This window comes from Nonomuraea sp. NBC_00507, from assembly GCF_036013525.1.
Taxonomy (GTDB): Bacteria; Actinomycetota; Actinomycetes; order Streptosporangiales; family Streptosporangiaceae; genus Nonomuraea.
In genome coordinates this window covers 8,256,983-8,277,660 of sequence record NZ_CP107853.1, presented here as the reverse complement: position 1 = coordinate 8,277,660, position 20,678 = coordinate 8,256,983, and the positions used below count along the sequence as shown (strand labels likewise).

Sequence of the window (20,678 nt, the reverse complement as noted above, 5' to 3'; positions counted from 1 at the left end):
GCCAACCGCCGCCGCATACCCTCGCCGCCATGGCGACAGCGCTCATCGACCTCGACGATCTCGACCTGTTCGTGTCCGGCGATCCGCACGCCGCATGGGCGTGGCTGCGCGAGCACGCGCCGGTCTACTGGAACGCCACCGCCGACGGCGGTTACTGGGCCCTGACCACGTACGCGGACGTGAGCGCGGTCTACCGGGACCCGGTGGCGTTCTCCTCTAAGGACGGCACCGTGCTCGGCGGCTCGTTCCGCAGCGCGACCGACACCGCGTCCGGGCAGATGCTCATCTGCTCCGACCCGCCCGAGCACCGGCTGCTGCGCCACCACGTGCACAAGGCGTTCGACAAACGGATGATGCGCGAGGCCGCCAAGCACGTGCGCGCGTATCTCACCGACGCGCTCGACCGCCTCACCGCCGACGGCGGCGGCGACTTCGCCACGGACGTCGCCCCCACGCTGCCCGCCGGTCTCCTCGCCGCGATGTTCGGGATCGGCCGCGCCGACGCGCTCTACCTCCTCCACCTCACCCGCACGATGATCGGCTTCCGCGACGAGGAATACGTCAGGGGCAGTGGCGAGGCCATGACCCTGGTCGGCGCCCAGGTGGAAATCTTCGACTTCCTCACCGAACTGCTCGACCGGCGCCGCGCCGAGCCCGGCGAGGACCTGGTCAGCATCCTGCTCGCCGCCGAGACGAACGGGCGCGGCCTGACCGAGAGCCAGATCCTGTACAACGCGCTCAACGTGGCCGTCGGCGGCAACGAGACCACCCCGTTCACCGCCTCGGCGATCGTCGAGACGCTGATCGGCCACCCCGAGGAGGAACGCCGCCTGCACGACGACCCGAGCCTGGTCGGCACGGCGGTGGAGGAGTTCTTCCGATGGACCTCGACCAACGCCTACGTGCGCAGGACCACCACAAAGGACGTGACCCTTCGCGAGGTCCGGATACCGGCCGGGCAGACGCTGACGTTGTGGAACTCCTCCGCCAATCGCGACGAGAGCGCCTTCCCCCACGCCGACCGGCTCGACCTCGGCCGCACCCCCAACCACCACCTGGCCTTCGGCGTCGCCAACCACCGCTGCGTGGGCATGTCCGCGGCCTGGATGGAGATCACGCTGCTGGTGGAGGAGCTGGTACGGCGCCGCCTGCGCTTCACGCAGAGCGGAAAGATCGAACGGCTGGCCTCGAACTTCATGCTCGGCATCAAGCATCTGCCGGTCGAGGTGGCGGCCTAGGCGGTCGAGCGCAGCAGCGAGGTGTGGCCGTCCGGCTGCAGCTCGCGCTGCCACACCAGGGGGTCGATGGCCCGCCCGGTGAACGCGCCGTGCGCCGCGCGGGTGTAGAGCCGCCGGGTGGCCAGATCCGGGGCCGTCTGCAGGCGCTGGCGCAGCCGTACCGCGCACAGCCTGTACCAGCGCTGCACCTGCTCAAGCTGCCCGAGATGGCCGTGGACCAGCATCAGCGCGCGGAACGCCTCCTCGTGGAACGGCTCCACCTCCAGCATCCGCTGGCACCACCTGATGACGCCGACGTGGTCGCCGCGCAGGATATTCGTCTCCGCCAGGTAGGTCAGGCCGCACAGCAGCCTGCTGCGCAGCCACTCCCGCTGCGCCCCCGCCCACTCATACGGTTCGTCCGGCAGGAAGTCGCCCGCGTACAACCCATCGGCCTGGAGGTAGTGCGCCGCCGCCTCCGCCCGGTGGCCGCGCAGTTGCGCCGCGTGCGCCTCGTCGGCCAAGCGGATGAAGCGTTCGAAGTCGAGCGGCACGCCGGCTGCCTCCAGGAGGTAGCCGGACTCGCGGGTGAGCAGGCGCAGCCCGGGGCCGCCCTGCGGCTGCTCGTCCAGGACCTTCCTGAGCATGTGCGCGGCGACCTTGAGCGAGCTGGAGCCCTTGGGCCACGGGCCGTCCGGCCACAACGCGTCGTAGAGCACATCGCGCGAGACGATCCGCCCGTGCCGCAGGAGGAGGAACTGCAGCAGGTTGCGGGCCTTGCCCGCCTTCCACCGTTCCACCGGGCGGCCGTCGAACGCCAGCTCGAACGTGCCGAACGTGCGAACAGAGATGCGTTCTTCCACGTCTTCTCCCCGTCTCTCCGGGGACTCGAAGCTACCCGCAGGTGCGGCGGCCGGTGATGTCACATGAAGAAGGGATGCCTGGGAAACGGGGTCGCGGTTCATCCTGTGCGTATGCCATCCGTACCCCAGTCGCCGGTCAGCCCGGCACGAACCGACGGTGAGGAGCGGGACAGTCATCCCAGCCGCGCAGCCCGGCCCCGTCGGCGGCGGCTCGGGGGCCGCATCGCCCTCGGCGTGCTCGCGATCGCCGTCACGGTGTTCGTGGGTCTGTCCATTCCGCGGTACCTCGCCTTCGACCCGAAGGTGGGCAGGCTCTCGCCGGACGAACACCCGTTGTTCTTCCCCGTGCTCATAACGCACGTGCTCGGCGCCACGGTGGCCATGGTCGGCTGTGTCTTCCAGGTGTGGCCGTGGCTGCGCCGCAGACACCCCCGCGTGCACCGCGTCGTCGGCCGGGCCTACGTCGTCGCCGGCGTGTGGCCTGCCGCGACCGCCGCGGTGGTGATCTCGGTGGTGTGGCCGTTCGGCCCGGTCAGCGCGCTGAGCGACATCGTGCTGGCGTCGTTGTGGTTCACCGTCACGACCTTCGGCTTCGTGAACGCCCGTCGGGGCCGCTTCGCCGAGCACCGCCGGTGGATGTTGCGCAGCTTCACCCTCACCATCTCGATCATCTTCAACCGGCTCCTCGGCTTCCCGATCGGGATGATCCTCGCCAACCAGCTCGACACGACGTTCGGCGGCGACAAGCACGCCCTGGAACAGGCGGTCTCGGCGACCGTCACCTGGCTGCCCTGGACGCTCGCCTTCATCTTCATCGAGTGGTGGCTGGACCGCGAACACCGTCACACCGTACGGGAGACGTGATGGGCGAGCTCGACTGCGTGGTGATCGGATACAACGAGGGCGATTTCGACGACTACAGGGTCATGTGCGAGCGGGCCGGTCCCGGCACGCCGGAATACCAGATCATGCGCGCCGAGCACCTGGTGGTCGACGGTACGGCGATGCCGTGGCTGGACGCGTTCAGCCGGCTCAGGAACCGCGGTACCGGCCGAGCCGACAGATACCACGTCGGCGAGGTTTTCAACCTGGCGGCGCTCTATCTGACCAGCTACCTGCGCAGGCGCGGCCTGCGCGCCGAGCCCGTCTCGCTGTTCACCGGCGAGCGCGACCGGCTGGCGGCGCTGCTGGCGGAACGGCCCGACGTCGTCGCCATCACCACCACGTTCTACGTCAACATCCTGCCGGTGGTCCCGGTCGTCGAGTACATCCGCCAGATGTCGCCGACCAGCCACATCGTGGTCGGCGGCCCGCTCATCGACAACCTGTGCCAGTCCGGCGTGAACGGCGCCGTCCAGGACTTCTTCTTCGCCATGGGCGCCGACTCCTATATCCAGGAATCGCAGGGTGAGCACAGCCTGGGCCAGCTCTGCCAGGCCGTACGCGCGGGCGGCGACCTGTCCGGCGTGGACAACCTGATTCACTGCCCCGAGGACACCTGGGTACGCACCAGGCGCCGACCGGAGGCCAACGACCTGGACGAATGCTCGATCGATTGGGCCGGCTTCAGCCCGGACCTCATAGGCCCGACCGCGCAGCTTCGCACCGCGCGCAGTTGCGCGTTCAAGTGCAGCTTCTGCGATTACCCGACCCGCGCCGGGGCGCTCACCACGGCCTCGGTGGAGACGGTGCGCAAGGAGCTTCGCGCGCTGGCCGAGCTCGGCGTCCGCAACGTGGTCTTCGTGGACGACACGTTCAACGTGCCGCCCAAGCGGTTCAAGCAGCTCTGCCAGATGATGATCGACGAGGATCTCGGCCTGCGGTGGTACTCCTACTTCCGCTGCTCCAACGCCCGCGACGAGGAGTCGTTCGACCTGGCCGCCGCCAGTGGCTGCGCCGGCGTCTTCCTGGGCATCGAGTCCGGCGACAGCGATGTGCTGGCCAATATGCACAAGCTCGCGCAGGACAGCCAGTACCGCACCGGCATCGCCAGGCTCAAGGAACGTGGCGTGACCACCTTCGCCTCGATCATCGTCGGATTCCCCGGCGAGACCGAGAAGACCGTCGCCAACACCATCGACTTCCTCAACGAGACCGCCCCCGACTTGTGGCGGGCACAGGCCTGGTGGGCCAACCCCCGCTCGCCGATCTACCAGCAGAAGGAACTGCTGGGCATCGAGGGAGAGGGCTACACGTGGTCGCACTTCAGCATGACCTCCTCGCAGGCCGCCGACCTCACCGACGAGATGTTCGAGCGCGTCACCGAGTCTGTATGGCTGCCGTTGTACGACTTCGACTTCTGGTCGCTGCCCTACCTGGACGGCAAGGGCGTGAGCGTGCAGGAGCTCACGGGGCTCCTGCGGACGAGCCAGGAACTCATGGGGGTACGCGACCGGGGCGGCGACCCGGAGCGCCTGGCCGCCCTGGAGCGGCGATACGCCGAAAGCGTGGCCGTCCTGGACGTGGCGCCGGCCAAGTTCAGCTACTGACGCCCAGGAGAACCGCATGACCTTGCCCGCACCCGCCGAGACGACCGACCCGGCGGCCCCGGGCCCGCGTACGGTGGTCAGCCGATTCGAGCAGGTGGCCGCCGCTTGGCCGGACCGCCCGGCGATCGTCTACCGAGGCGGCGTGCTGACCTACGGCGAGCTCGCCGCGCGCAGCGCCGCGATCGCGGCCGGGCTGATCAGACGCGGCATCGGCGCCGAGTCCCTGGTCGGGCTGCTGCTGCCGCGCGGGATCGACCTCGTGGCCGCCCTGCTCGGCACGCTGCGCGCCGGAGGCGCCTACCTGCCGCTGGATCCGGCGCTGCCCATCGACCGGCTGCGCTACATGTGCCGGCAGGCAGGCGCGGAGCTGGTCCTGTCCGATCCCGTCACCCGCCGCCGCGTCTCGCCCGCCCTCGGCAGGCAGGTCCTGACCGTGGACACCTGTGCCCGCGTCGCCGCCGGAGCGCTCCCGGGCCACGCCCCGATCCTGCCCGGAGACCGGGCGTACGTCATCTACACCTCAGGCTCGACCGGGCGGCCGAAAGGCGTCGAGGTCACGCATGGGTCGCTGGCCGCGCTCGTGGACGGGCTCGCGCACGCCGTCGGGCCGGGGCCGGCCAGGATCGGGTGGAACGCCAGCCCGTCGTTCGACGCCTCCGTGCAGCAGTGGTCGCGGTTGTGCCGGGGCGACACTGTCGTCCTTGTGGACGACCAGGTGCGCGGCGACCCGCAGGCGCTGGCGGCGCTCATCGCCGAGGAGCGGCTGGACGAGCTCGACATCACGCCGTCCCACTTGGTGTCGCTGCTCGACCACCTGACCGAATACACCGAGGGGCCGCCCCTGCGGCTGCTCGTCGGCGGGGAGGCCATCGCGCCCGCGTTGTGGAGCCGGTTGGCGGACCAGCGGGCCGCCGGGGTCCTGACGCCGGTCAACCTGTACGGCCCGACCGAATGCACGGTCGACGCCACGTGGGCGCCGATCAACCACACGGCCGGGCCGCACCTGGGCGAGCCCCTGCCCGGGGTCCGCATCCACCTGCTCGACGAGAAGCTGAGGCCGGTCGGCCCCGGCGTCGAAGGTGAGATCTATGTGGCCGGCGACGGCGTGTCCCGCGGCTACGTCGGCGCTCCGGCGCTGACCGCGCAGCGGTTCGTCCCCGACGTGATCGCGGACGATGGCACGCGCATGTACCGGACCGGTGACCGGGCGCGGATCGGCCCCGCCGGGCGGCTGGAGTTCATCGGCCGCGACGACGACCAGGTGAAGCTGCGCGGGTACCGGATCGAGCTGGGTGAGGTGGAGGCGGTGCTGAGCCGCTGCCCGGGCGTGGTCCAGGCGGTCGCGATGGTCCGCGACGACATGCCGGGCGGCGCGGGTCTCATCGGCTACTGCAGGCTCGAGCGCCCGGGCTCGTTCGACGCCGATCTGGTACGGCGCGGCGCCGCTGCTCACCTGCCCGAGTACATGCTGCCTGCCGTACTCGTCGGGCTTGATCGTTTCCCGCTGACCGGCAGCGGCAAGGTGGACCGCGGCGCGCTGCCGCCCCTGGTGCGGCATGAGCGCTCCGCGGAGGCGGCGCCGATGAGCCCGACTGAGCGGCTCGTCGCCGATGCGTGGCGCGATGTGCTGGAAATCGAGCGCGTCGGCGTGGAGGACAACTTCTTCGAGCTCGGCGGCCAGTCGCTGCTGGCCATCCGGCTGGTCGCGCACTTGCGCCGCAAAGGCGTCCCGGCGATCCCGATGGTGACGGTCTTCCAACACCCCGTCCTGGGCGACCTCGCCGCCTACCTGGACGAGGTCAGCCTGACCGGCAGGTTGCACGTGCCGCCGAGGAAGTTGGAATAGACGCGCCGGGGGGTGCCCGTCACCTCGATCCCGCCGGCCAGGTCACGAAGGGCGGCCAGAGTCGCCGCGAGCTGGATGCGGCCCAGTCGTGCGCCCAGGCAGAAGTGCGGCCCGTAGGCGAAGGTCAGGTGCCGGTTCGGCGTGCGGTCCAGGAGGAACCGCTCGGAACGGGCGAACTCCCGCTCATCAAAGTTGGCCGAAGCCAGCCACACCGTGACGATGTCGCCCGCCTCGACCCGGCCGCCACCGACGTCCGCCGGTTCCGCCGCCAGCCGGCCGAGATGCCGCGACGGCGTCGTCCAGCGCAGCACCTCCTCGACCGCGCTGTCCAGCCCGACCTCACCCGCGCGCAGCGCCCGCCACTGATCCTGATTCTCCGCCAGCGCCAGGACCGCGCCGGTCATCGCCAGCCGGGTCGTCTCGTCGCCGCCCAGGATGAGGCTGTAGCAGTTGAAGACGATCTCGTCGGTGCCGAGCGGCCGCCCCTTGACGCAGGCGTTCGCCAGGACGCTGACCAGGTCATCGGCGTCGCCGCCGCGCCGCTCCTCGGCGAGCTCGATGAAGTAGGCGAGGATCTCGTTCTTGGAGTTCCAGCCGTCGGCCGAGGTGTGGGCAGGGCCGTGCGAGCTGACCGAGGTCGAGCCGAGCCGGTGGATGTAGGCGCGGTCGGAGTCGGGCACGGCGAGCATGTCGCAGATGGTGGCCAGGGGCACCTGGGCGGCCACGTCGTCGCCGAAGTCGCAGTCCTCGCGCTCCAGCGCGTTCGCCACGAGCCGCCGCACCTGATCCTCGATCCGCCGCGCCAGCCGGTCGAAGACGGCCGGGGTCAGCGCGCCGGTGATGATGCGGCGTACTTCTGTGTGGCGGGGGCCGTCGGTCACCGCGAGCATCTTGCCCGTAGCCGAGTCGCCGCCCACGAGCAGGGTCTCCAGCACGTTGCCCGACGTCGAGGTGAAACGCCGGCCGTCGCGGAAGACGCTGACGGCGTCCGCGTGCCGGGTGACGACCCAGAAGCCCGGGTGGCCGCCCATCGGCGGATGCCAGTAGAGCGGGTGCTCCGACCGCAGGCGCCGCCACACCGCCGACAAGTCACCTTCGGCGTGGATCGCCGGTGAGGTCAGGTCCAGGGACTCCACCTGGTCCGGGTCGAGTACGGGCAGCACCTGGGACACCTCCGGTTCGCACGTGCTCCCGACTATGCCCCGGCGTGGTTAGCCGCCGGTTACGCCTGTCCCGCGTAACCGGCGGCTAACCCCTCCCGGCTAGCGTCAATCGGCAGTCGAGACTTCTGGAGGGCACGTGCGCCGACCATCCACGCGCTGGCTGCTGCAGGAGCCGGCGGCCGGAGACGAGCCGCTGCTGTTCGCCTTTCCCTACGCCGGCTCAGGCGCGGCCTCGCTGCGGCGCTGGCCCGGGCGGATCGGGGAGGCCGAGGTCCATCCCGTGCAGCTTCCCGGCCGGGAGTACCGGATCAAGGAAGATCCGTACCGCGACTTCGAGACGTTCGCCAAGGACGCCGTCGAGGCGCTCCTGCCCTACCTGGCGCGGCCGTACGCGCTTATCGGCCACTGCATGGGCGCACTGCTCGCACACGCGTTCGCCGCCCGCGCCGTGAAGATCGGCGTCCGGGCGCCCGAGCGGCTGTTCGTGTCGGCGTCCCTGACGCCGAGCCGGGGTTTCTACGGCTACTACCACCCGTGGATGTCCGAGCGCCGCATCGCCGCGGAACTCCGGCGCGTCGCAGGAGACCTCGGCGACGGGGCCATCCCAGACGAGTTGGTGTCGTTGTCGGTGCGGGTCCTGCGGCAGGACGTGCGGATGTGCCTCGACTACGCCCCGCCGGCCAAGGCGATCGGGGTGCCGATCAGCGCCATCGGCTGGGCGGACGACCTCGACGTGGGGCCGGACGACCTGGCCGAGTGGCAGGAGTACGGCGAGACACGCGTCCACGTGCTTCCCGGGGATCCGCTGAACTTCCTGGCAGGTGCCGCCGGGCTCAGGAAGGTCATCGAGGAAGATCTCGACTACTGATGCGAAGAGGATGAGCACCGTGTCTGCACCCGCGACGATTCCCGAGCTTCTCGCCAGAACCGTCGGAACTCACCCGGACCTGACCGCCGTCAGCGACGAGGAGACCAGTCTCAGCTACGCGGAACTGGCCGAGCGGGCGGACGCCGTCGCGCACGAACTGGTCAGGCTCGGCGTGCGGGAGGAGGACCGGATCGGCGTCCACCTGCCGCGTGGCGTCGGCGCCGTGGTGACGGTGCTCGGTGTGCTGCGCGCGGGAGCGGCGTACGTGCCGATCGACGTCAGCTATCCCAGGTTGCGGCGCGAGCAGATGGTGCAGGCCGGCCGTCTGCGCTTGCTGCTCGTCGATCCCGGCACGACCGGGCGGCCGGCCACTCTGCCCGTGGAGGTGGCCGAGCTGGACTGGCGCGTCCTGCCGCCCGCTTCGGGTCTGGCGACACACGTCGCCCCGCAGAGCGCGGCCTGCGTCCTGTTCACCTCCGGATCCACCGGTCAGCCCAAAGGCGTCGTGCTGGAACACCGCCACGTGATCGCCTTCGCCACGGACACCGCCCTCCCCACGGTCGGCCCCGGCGACCGGATGGCGCAGGCGTCGAACCTGTCCTTCGACACCTTCACCTTCGAACTGCTACGCAGCATGGCCGGCGCCGCGGAGCTGGTCGTGATGCCCGCCTTGGCCGACCTCATCGGCGCCGACCTGCGGCGGCAACTCCGGCGGCACCGCGTCACCGCGATGCTGGCCCCTGCCATCGCGCTCAACCAGGTCGTCCGCCACGACCGCGAGGCGTTCGCGTCCCTGCGGGTCCTGTGCTCGGGCGGCGACGTGCTGCTCGCCGACACCTGCCGCGAGCTGCGGGCCGGGGGCTTCTCCGGGGACCTGCTCAACCTGTACGGCCCGACCGAGGCCACCGTGGCCTGCACCGCCCAGCGAGTCCATGAACTCCCCGACGACTGCACCCGGGTCCCCATCGGCCATTCGACCGCGTCAGCGCGTCTGTACATCCTGGACGATCAGCTTGCCCCCGCCTCCACCGGTGAGCTGTACGTCGGCGGCGCCGCCGTCGGACGCGGCTACCTGGACCAGCCCGGGCACACCGCGCAACGCTTCGTCGCCGACCCGTTCGCCGCGAACGGCACCCGCATGTACGCCACCGGCGACCTGGTGCGTACCGGTGCCGACGGAGCCCTCGAATACCTCGGCCGCGTCGACAGCCAGGTCAAGATCTCCGGCCACCGGGTCGAGCCCGCCGAGGTCGAACGCACCCTCTACCAGCACCCGCACGTAGGCGAGGTCGCGGTGACGGCGGTAGGGGAGCCTGGCGACCTGCGCCTGGTCGCCTTCGTCATCCCGATGGCCGAGGAGTTCTCACCCGTCGGCGTGCGCGCCTTCCTCACCGAGCGTTTGCCCGCCGCCTACATCCCCGCCGAATTCGTCGTCCTGGACTCCATGCCGCTGGACGCGCACGGCAAACGGGACTGGGCACGGCTGCGCGAGGCCGCAGAGGACCGCTCCCGGCGGCGGCGCACCTACGAACCTCCACGCACCGCCACCGAGCGCTACCTCGTCCAGCTCTGGGAGGAACTGCTCCGCGTGGAGTCGATCAGCATCCACGACGACTTCTTCGGCCTCGGCGGCCACTCCCTCCTCGCCGCCCGCGGCCGCATGCGCATCCGCCGCGACCTGCAGACCGACCTTCCGCCTGAGGTGGTCTTCGAGAACAGCGTGGTCGAGGACCTAGCCAAGGTCATCGACCAGGCCAGGCCCTCCGTCGCCTTGGCGAGCGATCCCTCATGAGCTGATCTGCCTGGTGGTGCTTGCCGTCCGGATAGGCTGAGCGGCGTCAGGAACATGTCAAGAGGGGCGTCCTGCCGGCCCACCAGCGTCACGGCGCCGCCAGCCGGGCCCGTACCACGAGATCGTGCAGCGCGCCCTCGGCCGTCGCGCGTTCCGGCAGTGCCGAGGAGTCCCGCGCGTGCTCCAGCGCCGTGGTCATCCGTTCCACGTCCGCCTCCACCCCGATGACGGAAGGCGCGCGTCCGTGCTCGGCGTCCCGCTTCAACGCCACCAGTTCGGGCAGGTACGCGGGCCCGTATGCGTACAGCCGCGTCAGGTCGGCCTCCAGTTCCCCGGTACGCATGAGGTGTGTCCCCGTGGCCAGCACGCGGAAGGTGTAGAGCAGCGGCTTCAGCTCCATGGTCTTCAAGAAGAGCCCCCACTGCGTCCGCGCGAACCCCAGGTAGTGGTGGGCGTGGTGCCGCGTCACGCACCCCGGCGCCAGGGCCACCAGCTCCTCGTGCACCGGCGACGACGCCACCACCAGCGGCGACAGCAACTGCTCCAGCACATAGCCGTTGCGCCCGAGCAGCAGGCGGCAGAACTTCGCGAGGTCGTGCGTGACCAGGTCCATCTCCACGCCGTCACGCGTCCACGTCCGCTCCAGCGTCTCCGGCCCGTGCCGCAGCCCCGCCACCTCCTCGACCGGCAGCACGTGCACACCCCGCAGGTCCACGTCGGAGTCCACCGACGGGAACCCGTACAGGTGGGCCCCGCTCACCGTCGCGAACACCAGCGGGTACGGCTGCTCGCCCGGGATCTCGGACAGCCAGCCGGGTAACACGCTCACAGATTCTCCTTACGCACACCGATCAGGAACTCCTCGACCCGCGCCCGGTCCGGCTCCGCGGGCAGCACGCTGGGCGTGGCGGCCAGCTCGGCGGACAGGGCCGCACGCCAGCCGTCCACCTCCGCCCACGGCACCTCGCCCCGTTTGATTGCCAGCAGTTGCTCCCGGTACGGCCCCATATCGACCAGCGGTTCACCGTAACGCATCAGGTGCAGGCCGCTGAGCAGCAGTCGCACCATGTGCATGGCCTGCTTCCACTTCGGCGCGGCCGGGTCGAGCCGGCGGAACTGCGCGTCGGCGTACCCGGCGAACGACTGCTGCGCCTTCGCCGACACGAACGCCCCGCGCAGCTCCCGCAGCCGCCGCCCGGCCGGCGTGATCAGCTCCACGATGGGGGACCACAGGCACTCCAGGACGGTGGGGTTGGCGTCGAGCGCGAGCACGCAGAAGCGTTCGACCTCCCACGAGAACTGCTCGGGCAGCGGCCCGTCCCGGTGCGTGGCGGGTTTGTCCAGCCGCCAGAACGCGACCGTCGGCGCCACGAACACGCCCCGCCGGTCGGTGTCCGAGGCCTCGGTCTGCAGCCCGTACGCCCGCGAACCCATGACGACGGAAAGGATCAAGTCATCACTCACCCGAATATCTTGCGTCATGGGGCCGGCGGCTGTTCTGATCGACAAGTGGGCGCTTTTGACGAGGCTTACCGGGACAGCATCGAACACCCCGACGAGTTCTGGGCCGCGGCGGCCCGCGGCATCGACTGGGACGTGGCGCCCGCCACCGTCTTCGGCGACGGCCGGTGGTTCCCCGACGGTCGGCTCAACACCTGCTACAACGCGGTGGACCGGCACGTGGCGACCGGGCGCGGTGAGCAGGCCGCGCTGATCTACGACAGCCCCGTCACGGGCGTCGTGCGCACCTTCACGTACGCAGAGCTGCTCGACCAGGTCGCGCGGACCGCGGGCATGCTGCGGGACCTCGGCGTGCGCGCCGGCGACACTGTCGTGATCTACATGCCGATGGTGCCGGAGGCGGTGGTCGCCATGCTGGCGTGCGCGCGGCTGGGCGCCGTGCACTCGGTGGTGTTCGGCGGTTTCGCGGCCAGGGAGCTGGCCGTGCGGATCGACCACGCTCGGCCCAAGGTCGTGATGTCGGCGTCGTGCGGGATCGAGCCGGCCCGGGTGGTGGAGTACAAACCGCTGCTGGACTCGGCGCTTGAGCAGGCCACACACCGGCCCGACCGGTGCGTGATCCTCCAGCGGCCGCAGTGCGTCGCCGGGCTTGCCGAGGGGCGCGACGTGGACTGGGCGGAGGCCGTACGCGGCGCCGAGCCGGCCGTCTGCGTGAGCGTGGCCGCCACCGACCCGCTCTACATCCTCTACACCTCCGGCACCACGGGCTCACCGAAGGGCGTCGTGCGCGACAACGGCGGGCACGCCGTCGCGCTGCACTGGAGCATGGCGAACGTGTACGGCGCCGCGCCCGGCGAGGTCTACTGGGCGGCCTCCGACGTGGGCTGGGTGGTCGGCCACTCCTACATCGTGTACGCCCCGCTGCTGGCCGGCTGCACGACCGTGCTGTACGAGGGCAAGCCCGTCGGCACTCCCGACCCAGGAGCGTTCTGGCGGGTGGTGTCGACGCACGGCGTCCGGACGTTGTTCACCGCGCCGACCGCGATCAGGGCGATCAAAAAAGAGGACCCATCCGGAAATTTCGCCAAAAAGTGGGACCTGTCCGGACTTCGCTACCTCTTCCTGGCCGGCGAACGCCTCGACCCCGACACCTACCATTGGGCGTCCGACCTGCTCGGCATCCCCGTCATCGACCACTGGTGGCAGACCGAGACCGGCTGGCCGATCGCCGCCAACTGCGTCGGCCTCGAGCCCCTGCCGATCAAGCCCGGCTCCCCGACCAGGCCCGTCCCCGGCTGGGACGTGCACATCCTCGACGCCGACGGCAACGACCTCCCGCCGGGCGTCGACGGCGCGGTCACCGTCAAGCTGCCGCTGCCGCCCGGCGCGCTGCCCACCCTCTACCGCGACGACGACCGTTACCGGCGTTCCTACCTGGAGCGCTATCCCGGCCACTACCTGACGGGCGACGGCGGCCATCTGGACGCCGACGGCTACCTGTACGTCATGGGCCGCATCGACGACGTGATCAACGTGGCCGGGCACCGGCTCTCGACCGGCGCGATGGAAGAGGTCATCGCCGCGCACCCGGACGTCGCCGAGTGCGCCGTGATCGGCGTGGCCGACCAGCTGAAGGGCCAGCTCCCGGTCGGCTTCGTGGTGCTGAAGGCAGGCGCGGAACGCGACCCGGAGGAGCTCGAACGCGAGCTGACCGCCCTGGTGCGCGAGCGCATCGGCCCCGTCGCCGCCTTCCGCCGCGCCGTGGTGGTCGCCCGGCTGCCGAAGACCCGCTCGGGCAAGATCCTGCGCGCCACGATGCGGGACATCGCCGACGGCAACCCGTACACCATGCCGTCCACGATCGAGGACCCCGCCACGCTGCCCGAGATCGCCGAGGCCATAGGAGGAAAGTGACGGGAAGCCTGCGAGACGGTGGTATCCGGCGCATGATGGGACATCCCAGTCCCGGGAGAAGGTCATGATCGAGACTCCGAGCTACGCAGACGCCCTGAGGACGCTCGGATGCAAGGACAGCAGGCTCGCCAAGGTGATCGGCTTCGCCGCGGCCGCCGAGCGTACCGGCTGGCCGCTGGCCGGCGGTCAGCAACTGGTGACGGGGCTGGCCGACATGCGGCACTCCATCGTCCGCTACGGCGAGGACATCGCGGCCCGCATGTCCGAGCTGCGCGGCGGGGTGGACCGGCACACCCGCACGCAACGCCTGGCCGCCGCGCACGCCGTGATCGTGGTCTCGGCGTACTTCGAGGCGCTCGGCGAGGCCAAGCTGCCGTTCACGCTGGAGCAGCTCGACCGGACCGAGGCGATCTCGCGCGGCGTGCCGACCCCCGAGCGCTTCGCCAGGCTGATGGCGGAGCTGCTGCTCGAGCGGCTCCCCACGCCGGAGCCGCACCTGCCGTACGGTGAAACCCGTCAGGCCGTGGAACGTGCCTACCTGCGCATGTCCGAGGCCATGGCGGGATATGTCGGCGGCCTGTCCATCTGGGACGAGCTGACCGTCGACGACCAGCTCCTGCTGCCCAGGATGCTCGCCGAGGGGCCGCCCGCGCACGCGCTGCGCATCTACGACGAGGACTACCGGTCACTGGCGCTGGACAGCCACGAGTTCGGGGTGCGCAGCCTCGTCACCGAGCGTCCGCAACCGGCGACGGCGCTGTCGCGGGTGGCGTGGCTGCTGGCCGAGCTGGCCCCGCCGCGGGTGGGCGACCGTCCCGTGATCCACCTGGCCAGGATGGCCGCCAACGCCCTCGACCAGCCGCTCCTGCTGGCCGGCAAGCTGCCGGAGGACGTCTATCTGCCGCTGCTCGGCGAGGGCTACCTCACCCCGCGCTGCCGAGTCGCCGAGCTCACCCGCGAGGCCACCCCCGCGTTACGCACCTGGTGGGAGAGCCGGCGGCTGCTGCCCGACACCGAGGCGTTCCTGGTCGGGCACCTCACCTCGCTGCGCGCCACCCAGGCGCCACTGCTCGTGCTCGGCGAGCCGGGATCGGGCAAGACGAAGCTGACCGAGGTGCTGGCGGCGCGGCTGGCCCGCTCGGAGTTCCTGCCGATCAGGGTGGACCTGCAGAGCGTGGCCGCGCGGGCGAGCGTCACCGAGCAGATCGAGCAGGCCGTCGGCGCGCTCCTGGGGGACGAGGTCGAGTACGCCGAGCTGGTGTCGGCCGCCGACGGGGCGCTGCCGGTGATTCTGCTCGACGGGTTCGACGAGCTGGTGCAGGGCGGCGTCGACCGCTACGACTACCTGGCGCAGGTGCAGGCGTTCCAGCAGCGAGAGGCAGGCCTCGGCCGGCCGGTCGCGGCGATCGTGACCAGCCGCACCGTGGTGGCCGACCGGATCAGGTTCCCCGACGGGCTGCTGGCGCTGGAGCTGCAGCCGTTCGAGGACGACCAGGTGCGCCAGTGGCTGACCATCTGGGACCAGGCCAACCGCGCCCTGCTGGCCAGGCGCGACCTGAAGCCGCTGCCCGCCGAGGCGGCGCTCGCCCACGGTGAGATGGCCAGGCAGCCGCTCCTGCTGCTCCTGCTCGCGCTCTACGACGCCGGCGGCAACGCGTTGCAGCGCGGCACGCCGGCGCCGCTCAAACGCTCCCGCCTGTACGAGGTCCTGCTGAGGGACTTCACCGAACGGGAGACCGGCGGGGCGCGGCGCGTACTGATCGACCAGGAGCTCGTCATGCTGGGCACAGTGGCACTGTCCATGCTGGCCCGCGGCCGCCAGGTCATCACCGACGAGTCCCTCGACCGCGACCTGCCCGCCCTGTGCCACGGCGGCGAAGACGACGGTGCCGACGAGCACGGCCACGTCGACTGGGCGCGCAGGGCCACCGAGCGGTTCTTCTTCGTGCGCAGGAACGGCCACGCGTTCCTGCATTCCACGTTCGGCGAGTTCCTGGTGGCCTGGCTGGCCATGTACGCGCTGCGCGACCTGGACCGGCGGCGCCGCCACGCCGGGGACGAGCCGCTCGCCCTGGTGCAGAGCGTGGACGACGACCTGCTGTACGCCGTCACGTCCCACTCCTGCCTGGCCGAGCGGGGGGCGACGGTCGGGTTCATCCTGGAACTGCTCGACGAGGTGCCGAGCGCAGTGCGGGCCCGCTGCGCCGAGCTGCTGACCGGGCTGCTGCGGCGCTCCCTGTACGAGCGGAGCCGCCGCCATTTCACCGGCTTCCGCCCGGTGCGCCACACGCTGACCCGGCGCCTGGCCGCGTACTCGGCCAACCTCACCCTGCTCATCGCCTGCGCCTCCGAGGAGCCGGTCACCGTCTCCTCACTGCTGCCCGGACCGGACTACCTGGAGCGCTGGGCGTCGTTCACCCACCTGTGGAAGGGCCAGCTGGGGGAGGAGGGCTGGCAGGGCCTGGTCACCGCGCTGTCGGCGCAGCGGGTGGTCGAAGGCGGCAAGGAGGACGTCGTGCTCGGCGGGACGCGGCCCTCCGGCATGGGCGACGTCGTCGTGGCGGTCGCCACCGGCCACTCCCCGCGCCACCGCCGGCTGCTGGACCTGCTGCTGCGCGCGCTGGGGGAGGGGCGTGCGCTGCCCTTCCGGGACCGCGTCGGCATCCTGGAGGAGCTGCTGCGGACGGCGGCGGTCCGCTCGCCCGCCATGCACCAGGCGCTGGGGGCGCTGTGGGCAGAGCCTGGCGCCGACCACGCCGCGTTGCGGCCGCTGCTGCAGACCCTGCTCGCCGACCCGGCGGGCCGGATGGCGACCTGGGAGCAGCTCGTCAAGGCCGGCATCCCGGAGACCGAGCTGTGGGACCTCCACGACGACGTCAGGGAGCCGACGGATCCACCGGCAGCTCCACAATGATCGTCAGCCGTCCTCATCCCGCGGCCGGGCCGTGACCGTGCCGCCGTGCCGGCCGCCTGCGTGGCTACCGCGCATGCCGTACCCCAGGTGCTGCGGCGGGAGTATCGCGCGGTGGGGGAGTAGCGCACTACCGTGCGGGTGTGAAGACGATTGCCCAGGCGTGCGTGATGGCGGTGGCGGTCTTCTCCTCGACGGTCATGGCCTACGGCAACCAGCCGGACGCCAGGCCGCTCGACCTGCTCGGCTACGTGCTACTCGGCGCGACGGTGCTCGGGCTGGCCTGGCTGCCGGATCGGCCCGTGGCGGTGCTGGTGGTGTGCACGGGCGCGGCGGTGGCCGTCTTCGCCCTGGGCTACCCCTTGTCGTTGTGGGCGGTGCCCCCGCTGATCGCCGTGTTCGCGGCCATCGCCGCCGGCAAGCGGCTGGCCGGATGGGCCGGAGCGACGGTGCTCGTGGCGGTGCCCGGTGCGGTCCTGGTCGTGCGGTGGGAAGTGGAGGTCGCGGTCGCGGTCCTCGTCTGGGCGCTGCTCGTGCTGGCCGCGGCCCAGCCGGCGGAGGCGTCGCGGGCCCGGCGCGCCTACACCGAGGAGGTGGAGCGCCGGGCCGCGTACGCCGAGCGCACCCGCGAGGAGGAGGCGCTGCGGCGCGCCCAGGAGGAGCGGCTGCGGGTCGCCAGAGAGCTGCACGACGTCACCTCGCACACGGTGTCGGTGATCGCATTGCACGCCGCCGTGGCCGCCGAGGCCGTGGACCGTGCCGGAGGGCCGCCTGAGGCCGCCGCCGCGCTCCAGGTCATCCGCACCTCCAGCCGGCAGGCCCTGGCGGAGATGAAGTCCGTGCTCGGCGTCCTGCGCCCCGGGACCGGCGCACCCGCCGCCGGTCCGCCGGGTCCGGGACGCCTGTCGCCGGCCGATCTCCACGACGGGCGGCACCCCATGCCCGGCTCCGCGCAGCTGCCCGCGCTCCTGCGGACCGCCGGCCTCCCCGTACACCTGGACGTCGAGGGCGAGCAGCGGCCGCTCCCGCCTGCCGCCGACCTGACCGTCTACCGTGTCGTCCAGGAAGCCCTGACCAACACCATCAGGCACGCGGGCGCCACCACTGCGGCGGTCACGCTGACCTACGAGACCGGAGCGGTGACCGTCCGGGTGGACGACGACGGCAACGGGAGCAACGCGCCACGCGGGCACGGCCTGACCGGCATGGCCGAGCGGGTCGCCGCCGTGGGCGGCCTGCTCACCACCGGGAACGCCCCCACCGGCGGCTTCCGCGTCACCGCCCGGTTACCCGCATGATCACGGTCCTGCTGGCCGACGACCAGCCCCTCGTACGGGCAGGATTGCGAGCCCTGCTGGACACCGAGGAGGATCTGACCGTGGTCGGCGAGGCCGGCGACGGCGCGGAGGCGGTGCGGATGGCCCGCCGGCTCCAGCCGGACGTGGTGCTGATGGACATCCGCATGCCCGAGGTCGACGGCCTCCAGGCCACGAGGACGCTGGCCGGGGACGGCGTGCGGGTCGTCGTGGTCACGACCTTCGACCTGGACGAGTACGTGTACGAGGCGCTCCGCTCGGGAGCCAGCGGCTTCCTGGTGAAGGACGCGGAACCGGCCGAGATCCGGCACGCCGTGCGGGTGGCGGCCCGGGGCGACGCCCTGCTCTCACCCGGCGTCACGCGGCGGCTGATCGAGGAGTTCACCGCGCGGCCCGCCGGCCTGGACGCCGACCGGCTGGCCGCGCTGACCGGCCGCGAACGCGAGGTCCTCACCGGGGTCGCCCGCGGCCTGACCAACACCCAGATCGCCGAGCGGCTCTTCATGAGCCCCCTCACGGTCAAGACCCACGTCAACCGGATGATGGCCAAGCTCGGCGTACACGACAGGGCCCAACTGGTCGTCATCGGCTATGAGACCGGCCTCGTGCGCCCCGGCGACCATCCCGGGTGACGCCGGCGCGGCGATGCCCGTCACCGGCGTGGCCGCTGCGGCGATCGACACCCGCGCCACTCCTCCGGCCGGCTGCGGTGGACCGTCGGCGCCACACGTTCCGGGTTTTCAGCGGCACGTCGAGGGCGGGCCACCGGGATGCGTCGATGCGAATCACGGCGGTCGGGCCGGGCGTCGGTGCTGGTCGACGCCCGGGTGGCGAGCGCCGTTCCAGTGCCCGCTGCCGTGGAAGCGCTTGGCACGTGCACATGGGGTTCCCGGCCCTGTCCTTTCCGAGGCTGACACTCCGCCCGAATGTTACGTAATATCCGAACATCACGAGCGTTGGGGGCGCCAGGGTGCCAGGACAGAGCGTGGGTGTGGTCGTCGATCCGGGCGTTCCCCCGGAGGTAGCCGGTTTGTTGCGTGCGAATGCCCCCCTGCTGTCGAGGGTGCGGGCAGGCTGGGTGCCCCCCGCCGCAGAGCACCACACACGCCGCAAAGGCCCCTCCAGCGTCATGCTCCTGGCCATCACGCCCGCCGTGATCGCGCTCATGGCCGTCCTCCTGGCCGCGCGCATGGCGCCGGCCGGGTTCGTGCTGCTCGGCACGTACGTCTTCATCGTCCTCGTCAAGATCGCTTCCATGAGCGAGGTGCCCGAGGACGACCGCCCGCACGAGCGGCACGTGTACGAGCAGGCCCGCTGGTACGACGGCCGCTACCTCCTGGCCGACGACTTCGACCACGACGCCAGGCTCGTGCTGGGCAGGGCGCAGCGGGCCATCGGCTCGGTGCTGCGCTCCCACGTCAACGCCGAGGGCCTGCTGGACGACACCCGCAACGCGGTGATGCTGCCCGCCCAGGAGTGGGAGATCGCCCGCCTGCTCGCCAAACTGTCGGCGCTGCGCGGCGAACACAAGGAGCTGCTGGCCCGGGGCATCGCCCCGGAGGTCGCTTCGGTGATCGAACCGCTCGAACGCGCGCTGGCCGGCAGCGAGGCCGCCGTGGTCGCCCGCGTGGAGGCCCTGGAACGTTACGCCGGCCACGTCGCCGAGGCCGAGCGTGCCTACCACGCGCGCGGCCAGATCGAGGAGCTGCGGTCGCGGCTGCCGCGCTATGAGGAACTGCTCGCCGAGTCGGGAGCCGACGCGCTGGGGGTGAGCGAGATCGAGCGGCTGGCCGAGGACGCCGACGTGCTGGAGCGGACCTTACGGCGCAGCGTCGCCTCCGCGCATGAGGCGTTCAAATATCTGGAAGGCTGACAGCCGGACAGACCGTCCCAGAGCATGAGTACATAGGATCAGTTACGTGGCCGGACGTCAGGCGAAGGTGATAGTCGATCCGGCGGTCCCCCGCGACGTCGCGGCCCTCTTACGTGACAACCCCGAGATCCTCGCCCGCATCCACGACGGCTGGGCGCCCGCGCACAAGCGCCTGCGCCTCGCGGCCGGTCTCACCGTCCAGCTGACCGTCACCGGAACGGCCGCGCTCGCCGGGCTGTACGGCCTCACCCTCTTCGTCGCCGGTCTCTACACGCCCTTCGTCGTGATGACGACCGGAGCCGCGCTCATGGTCGTCGCCCTCCTGCTCAGACCCAGGCCCGACGCCGAGGTGGAGCGCCGCCACGCGCTCGAACGTCTCGTCCACGACAAAAGCCGCGACTACCACGGCCGCTACGTCCTGCGCGAGCACCTCGACGAGCCCGCCCGCGCGCTCATGGCCCGCGCCCAGGAAGCCGTCGAGCAGGTCGTGGGCTCCCAGGTCAACGCCGAGGGACTGCTCGACGACGCCGGCAACGCCGTGATGCTGCCCGAACAGGAGTGGGAGATCGCCCGGCTCCTGGCGAAGTTGTCCGAGCTGCGCGCCGAGCACCAGGAGGTCGTCTCCGAAGGGGTCACCCCGGAGGTGGCCGCCGTGGCCGAGGCCCTCGGCGAGGCGCTCGACAGCAGCCAGCGGGCCGTGCTCGCCCGCGTCGAGGCGCTGGAACGTTACGCCGGCCACGTCGCCGACGCCGAGCGCGCCTACCGCGCCAGGCGCCAGATCGAACGCTTCAGCGCCCGGCTGCCCCGCTATGAGGAGCTCCTGGCCGAGTCGGGCGCCGGCGGGTCGGCCGTACCGGAACTCGGAAGGTTATCCGATGACGCCGACCGCCTTGAGCAGGCACTACGCGACAGCGTCAGCTCGGCGCATGAGGCTTTTCGCCACCTTAGGGGGTGACTTCGCTTAG

At 71.4% G+C, this 20,678-nt stretch carries 16 protein-coding genes; 12 read left to right on the top strand and 4 right to left on the bottom strand.

The window, feature by feature from the left end:
* Positions 1–29: 29 nt before the first annotated feature.
* Positions 30–1,238, top strand: a complete 1,209-nt coding sequence (locus OHA25_RS39970; protein ID WP_327582096.1) for a cytochrome P450 — start codon at positions 30–32, stop codon at positions 1,236–1,238.
* Here the strand turns inward: OHA25_RS39970 and OHA25_RS39965 are convergent.
* Positions 1,235–2,080 carry an AfsR/SARP family transcriptional regulator gene (locus OHA25_RS39965; protein WP_327582095.1) on the bottom strand — a complete coding sequence of 282 codons (846 nt, stop codon included), beginning with the start codon at positions 2,078–2,080 and terminating at the stop codon, positions 1,235–1,237. The two genes, OHA25_RS39970 and OHA25_RS39965, sit on opposite strands and share 4 nt — an antisense overlap.
* A gap of 111 nt (positions 2,081–2,191) precedes the next feature.
* Between OHA25_RS39965 and OHA25_RS39960 the strand changes: the two genes are divergently transcribed.
* The 3 genes from OHA25_RS39960 to OHA25_RS39950 are packed head-to-tail and all read left to right on the top strand — an operon-like array spanning position 2,192 to position 6,415.
* Positions 2,192–2,944, top strand: a complete 753-nt coding sequence (locus OHA25_RS39960; protein WP_327582094.1) for a DUF2306 domain-containing protein — start codon at positions 2,192–2,194, stop codon at positions 2,942–2,944.
* The gene (locus tag OHA25_RS39955) at positions 2,944–4,569 is read left to right on the top strand and encodes a PhpK family radical SAM P-methyltransferase (RefSeq protein WP_327582093.1); all 1,626 of its coding nucleotides are present in this window, start codon (positions 2,944–2,946) and stop codon (positions 4,567–4,569) included. The genes OHA25_RS39960 and OHA25_RS39955 overlap by 1 nt, the downstream gene beginning before the upstream one ends.
* A 16-nt stretch (positions 4,570–4,585) precedes the next feature.
* Positions 4,586–6,415: a non-ribosomal peptide synthetase gene (locus OHA25_RS39950; RefSeq protein ID WP_327582092.1), complete on the top strand. Its 1,830-nt coding sequence runs from the start codon at positions 4,586–4,588 to the stop codon at positions 6,413–6,415.
* Here the strand turns inward: OHA25_RS39950 and OHA25_RS39945 are convergent.
* The gene (locus OHA25_RS39945; protein ID WP_327582091.1) at positions 6,355–7,578 is read right to left on the bottom strand and encodes a cytochrome P450; all 1,224 of its coding nucleotides are present in this window, start codon (positions 7,576–7,578) and stop codon (positions 6,355–6,357) included. The genes OHA25_RS39950 and OHA25_RS39945 overlap by 61 nt on opposite strands.
* A gap of 136 nt (positions 7,579–7,714) precedes the next feature.
* On the opposite strand from OHA25_RS39945, the gene OHA25_RS39940 reads away from it, so the two are divergent.
* Both OHA25_RS39940 and OHA25_RS39935 read left to right on the top strand, forming a co-directional pair.
* Positions 7,715–8,446: a thioesterase II family protein gene (locus OHA25_RS39940; protein WP_327582090.1), complete on the top strand. Its 732-nt coding sequence runs from the start codon at positions 7,715–7,717 to the stop codon at positions 8,444–8,446.
* Between the two features lie 19 nt (positions 8,447–8,465).
* A complete protein-coding gene (locus OHA25_RS39935; protein WP_327582089.1) occupies positions 8,466–10,238 on the top strand; it encodes a non-ribosomal peptide synthetase in 1,773 nt (590 codons plus the stop codon).
* 88 nt (positions 10,239–10,326) lie between these two features.
* Here the strand turns inward: OHA25_RS39935 and OHA25_RS39930 are convergent, their stop codons facing one another.
* Positions 10,327–11,067, bottom strand: a complete 741-nt coding sequence (locus OHA25_RS39930) for a nucleotidyltransferase domain-containing protein (RefSeq protein WP_327582088.1) — start codon at positions 11,065–11,067, stop codon at positions 10,327–10,329.
* The gene (locus tag OHA25_RS39925) at positions 11,064–11,702 is read right to left on the bottom strand and encodes a nucleotidyltransferase domain-containing protein (protein WP_327582087.1); all 639 of its coding nucleotides are present in this window, start codon (positions 11,700–11,702) and stop codon (positions 11,064–11,066) included. The genes OHA25_RS39930 and OHA25_RS39925 overlap by 4 nt, the downstream gene beginning before the upstream one ends.
* Before the next feature lie 45 nt (positions 11,703–11,747).
* Between OHA25_RS39925 and OHA25_RS39920 the strand changes: the two genes are divergently transcribed.
* The 6 genes from OHA25_RS39920 (at position 11,748) to OHA25_RS39895 (ending at position 20,668) form a co-directional block, all read left to right on the top strand.
* The gene (locus OHA25_RS39920; RefSeq protein ID WP_327582086.1) at positions 11,748–13,613 is read left to right on the top strand and encodes a propionyl-CoA synthetase; all 1,866 of its coding nucleotides are present in this window, start codon (positions 11,748–11,750) and stop codon (positions 13,611–13,613) included.
* 64 nt (positions 13,614–13,677) lie between these two features.
* Positions 13,678–16,527, top strand: coding sequence for an NACHT domain-containing protein (locus OHA25_RS39915; protein ID WP_327582085.1), 2,850 nt, complete (start codon positions 13,678–13,680; stop codon positions 16,525–16,527).
* Between the two features lie 140 nt (positions 16,528–16,667).
* The gene (locus OHA25_RS39910; protein WP_327582084.1) at positions 16,668–17,822 is read left to right on the top strand and encodes a sensor histidine kinase; all 1,155 of its coding nucleotides are present in this window, start codon (positions 16,668–16,670) and stop codon (positions 17,820–17,822) included.
* Positions 17,819–18,472 carry a response regulator transcription factor gene (locus OHA25_RS39905; RefSeq protein WP_327582083.1) on the top strand — a complete coding sequence of 218 codons (654 nt, stop codon included), beginning with the start codon at positions 17,819–17,821 and terminating at the stop codon, positions 18,470–18,472. The genes OHA25_RS39910 and OHA25_RS39905 overlap by 4 nt, the downstream gene beginning before the upstream one ends.
* A 446-nt stretch (positions 18,473–18,918) precedes the next feature.
* A complete protein-coding gene (locus OHA25_RS39900; RefSeq protein ID WP_327582082.1) occupies positions 18,919–19,713 on the top strand; it encodes a hypothetical protein in 795 nt (264 codons plus the stop codon).
* Positions 19,714–19,759: 46 nt separating this feature from the next.
* A complete protein-coding gene (locus OHA25_RS39895; RefSeq protein WP_327582081.1) occupies positions 19,760–20,668 on the top strand; it encodes a hypothetical protein in 909 nt (302 codons plus the stop codon).
* Positions 20,669–20,678 lie beyond the last annotated feature (10 nt).

Bases quoted from the DNA above. Each gene is read 5' to 3' on its own strand.
- OHA25_RS39905 (WP_327582083.1), top strand. From the start codon at position 17,819: ATGATCACGGTCCTGCTGGCCGACGACCAGCCCCTCGTACGGGCAGGA.
- OHA25_RS39960 (WP_327582094.1), top strand. From the start codon at position 2,192: ATGCCATCCGTACCCCAGTCGCCGGTCAGCCCGGCACGAACCGACGGT.
- OHA25_RS39950 (WP_327582092.1), top strand. From the start codon at position 4,586: ATGACCTTGCCCGCACCCGCCGAGACGACCGACCCGGCGGCCCCGGGC.
- OHA25_RS39915 (WP_327582085.1), top strand. From the start codon at position 13,678: ATGATCGAGACTCCGAGCTACGCAGACGCCCTGAGGACGCTCGGATGC.
- OHA25_RS39955 (WP_327582093.1), top strand. From the start codon at position 2,944: ATGGGCGAGCTCGACTGCGTGGTGATCGGATACAACGAGGGCGATTTC.
- OHA25_RS39970 (WP_327582096.1), top strand. From the start codon at position 30: ATGGCGACAGCGCTCATCGACCTCGACGATCTCGACCTGTTCGTGTCC.